Origin of the sequence: Desulfosporosinus sp. HMP52 (genome assembly GCF_000765145.1) — a bacterium.
GTDB lineage: Bacteria > Bacillota > Desulfitobacteriia > Desulfitobacteriales > Desulfitobacteriaceae > Desulfosporosinus.
Window position 1 is genome coordinate 1 of record NZ_JMGA01000081.1, and the last position, 3,410, is coordinate 3,410.

A 3,410-nucleotide genomic window follows, 5' to 3' on the forward strand; every position below is an offset into this window, starting at 1 on the left:
ATTTAATATAAAGCAAGTCGCTTATAGTTCTCCAACCGCTCTTTAGCATCACGCTCAGCCTTATCGAAGAGTGCCTGAGCCGTTTCCGGGAATTGCCTAAAGAGCGCTGAATATCGAACTTCACTGTTGATAAATTCCTGGAAACTCGCGGTAGGTTCTTTGGAATCCAAACTAAATGGATTTTTGCCCTCCTCTTTTAATAGAGGGTTGTAGCGATAGAGCGACCAGTAGCCCGCTTCCACAGCTTTTTTCGCTTGCAGCTGACTTTTTCCCATCCCCGCCCGAATCCCATGGTTAATACAGGGGGAATAGGCAATGATCAGTGATGGTCCGGGGTAAGCTTCTGCTTCAGCAATCGCTTTGAGAGTTTGGTTTTTATCGGCTCCCATTGCAATTTGCGCTACATAGACATATCCATAGGACATGGCCATCACTCCGAGATCCTTTTTACGGGTTTTCTTCCCACTCGCAGCAAACTGCGCCAGGGCTGCAGTCGGCGTGGATTTCGAAGACTGACCCCCTGTATTGGAATAAACCTCAGTGTCAAACACTAAGACATTGACATCCTCACCGGCAGCTAACACATGATCTAGACCACCATACCCAATGTCATAAGCCCAACCATCCCCACCGAAGATCCACTGGGATCGTTTAACGAAGAAGTCCCGTCGCTCGTAGATCTCACCTAAGAGGTCATCGCTCCCTGTTTGGGCTTCCAGCTCAGCAATTAAACGGTCGGCTCGTTCTCGAGTTCCGATCCCCTCATCCTTATGGGTCAGCCAGTCTTCCAGGGCTGCTTTCAGGCTTTCCTTGATATCCTTCTGCAACGCTTCACTTATTTTTCCCGCCAGAGCTTGTCGAACTTGGCTTACTCCCAGATGCATGCCAAAACCGTATTCAGCGTTGTCTTCAAAGAGCGAGAATCCCCAAGCTGGACCTCGTCCGAACATGTTGGTGCTATAGGATATCGATGGAGCACTCGCTCCCCAAACCGTTGAGCACCCTGCGGCATTCGAAATCATCATCCGGTCCCCTACCAGTTGAGTAATCAGCTTGGCATAGGGGGTTTCACCACAGCCTGCGCAAGCTCCGGAGAATTGGATCAGCGGTTCAGCAAATTGACTCTCTTTGATCGTCAATTTTTGGTTAGCGGAATTGGGTTTCGGCAAAATCGTCCGGGAGAATTCCCACCGCTCTTCGCATCGAGGACGCTGTAGCGCTAAGGGTTTCATCACTAGGGCCTTTTCTTTGGCTAAACACACCTCAACACAGTTGCCACAGCCTGTGCAATCCATCGCCGAAATCGCTAAATGGTACTGTAAACCTGGCTTTCCGGTCGCCGGTCGAGTATGGAAACCGTCCGGCGCGTTTTGGAGTTCATCCTCAGTGGCCAGCTGTGGGCGAAGGACAGCGTGTGGGCAAACGAACGAGCATTGGTTACACTGAATGCATTGGTCGGGCTGCCATTCAGGGACATGGATAGCAATCCCTCGCTTCTCCCAAGCCGTTACCCCCAGCGGATAGGTTCCATCTTCCCTGCCATTAAAAGCACTGACCGGAAGCTTGTCCCCTTCTTGCCGATTCATCGGGATCATAATTTTCTCGATGAATTCAGGTAATTCCCGGCTGGCATCGGCTTCATCCGCTTCGGTGTCGTTCCAGGATTTCGGTATCTCAACTCGAACCAGTTCTCGAATACCTCGGTCAATTGCGGCATAATTCTTGTCGATGGCGGCTTGACCTTGTTTTCCATAAGATTGGACAACCGCCTCTTTTAGGTAGCGGATAGCGTCTTCTAACGGAATAATATCGGCAAGTTTGAAGAAGGCGGCTTGCATGATCATATTAATCCGTCCACCCATACCCACTTCTTGAGCAATTCCTACAGCATTCACGATATAAAATTCAATCTCGTTTTCCGCCAGATAACGTTTGATGGGAGCGGGGAGGTTTTCTTCTAGTTCTTCCGGTTTCCATAGACAGTTCAAGAAGAATTTTCCACCGCGTTTCAAGCCTGTAAGTACATCGTATTGACGAACATAGGCCTGATTATGGCAAGCGATAAAGTCAGCCTGAGTCACGAGGTACGACGATTGGATCGGCTCTTTGCCGAAACGCAAATGAGAAATCGTTATCCCTCCGGATTTTTTGGAATCATACGCAAAGTAGGCTTGAGCATTCAAGTCCGTATGATCCCCGATAATTTTAACGGCACTCTTGTTGGCACTGACGGTTCCATCCGAGCCAAGTCCCCAGAATTTACAACACGTCGTTCCTGGTGGAGTTGTATAGATGTCCTCCGGATAGTCCGGCAAGGAGGAAAAAGTGACATCATCGACGATGCTGACAGTAAATGCGTTTCGGGGATCGTCCAGTTTGAGGTTCTCATAGACCGCGGCAATGTCCCTAGGCGTAAAATCTTTTGAACCCAAGCCATAACGTCCGTTGACAATAATCGGGGCATTTTCTTTACGGTAAAAGGCATTCCTAGCATCTAGATACAAGGGGTCGCCCGCCGCTCCAGGTTCCTTGGTCCGATCGAGAACGGCAATTTTCCGAACGCTCGAGGGAATCGCTTGAAGGAAATGCTCGATAGAAAAGGGTCGATACAAGTGAACTTCAAGAAGTCCTACCTTTTCACCACGGGCATTGAGATAGTTGATGGTTTCCCGAATGGCATCACAACCTGATCCCATGGCAATAATGATCCGCTCAGCATCTTCTGCTCCATAGTAATTGAAAAGTTGATAGTTCCGCCCGGTCAACTTGTTGATTTCCTGCATATATCCTTCAACAATGCTCGGTATGGGTTGATAAAATTTATTAACGGCCTCTCGAGTTTGAAAATAGACATCGGGATTTTGTGTGGTCCCGCGTATGACAGGATGATCCGGATTTAACGCTCGTCCACGAAATCCTTTAAGAGCCTCTGTATCCAACAAAGCGGCTAATTCTTCGTATTCAAGGACTTCAATCTTTTGGATTTCATGAGAGGTACGGAAACCATCAAAGAAATGCAGGAACGGTATACGCCCCTTAATGGCTGATAAATGAGCTACCGCTGCTAAATCCATGGCTTCTTGAACACTACTGGAGGCCAAGAGAGCAAACCCGGTTTGGCGGGTGGCCATAACATCTTGATGGTCCCCGAAAATGCTGAGTGAATTGGCGGCTAAGGCACGCGCACTTACGTGAAATACAGCCGGTAATAATTCCCCGGCGATTTTATACATATTGGGAATCATGAGAAGCAGCCCCTGAGATGCTGTATAGGTGGTCGTTAAAGCTCCCCCTTGAAGGGAACCGTGAACCGCTCCGGCACCTACCCCCCCCGCTTGCACTTCAGTAACCCGGAACGGCTTACCCCAACTATTTTTCTTTCTTCCCGCCGACCCACCCTCAGCCACCCC

1 protein-coding gene is annotated in these 3,410 nt (G+C 49.1%); it reads right to left on the bottom strand.

Going from position 1 to position 3,410, the window contains the following annotated elements; all coding sequences use genetic code 11:
• Nucleotides 1–2: 2 nt before the first annotated feature.
• Nucleotides 3–3,410 (bottom strand): pyruvate:ferredoxin (flavodoxin) oxidoreductase (gene nifJ / locus DP73_RS21855; protein WP_034602524.1); only part of this gene is annotated, 3,408 nt, incomplete at its 5' end.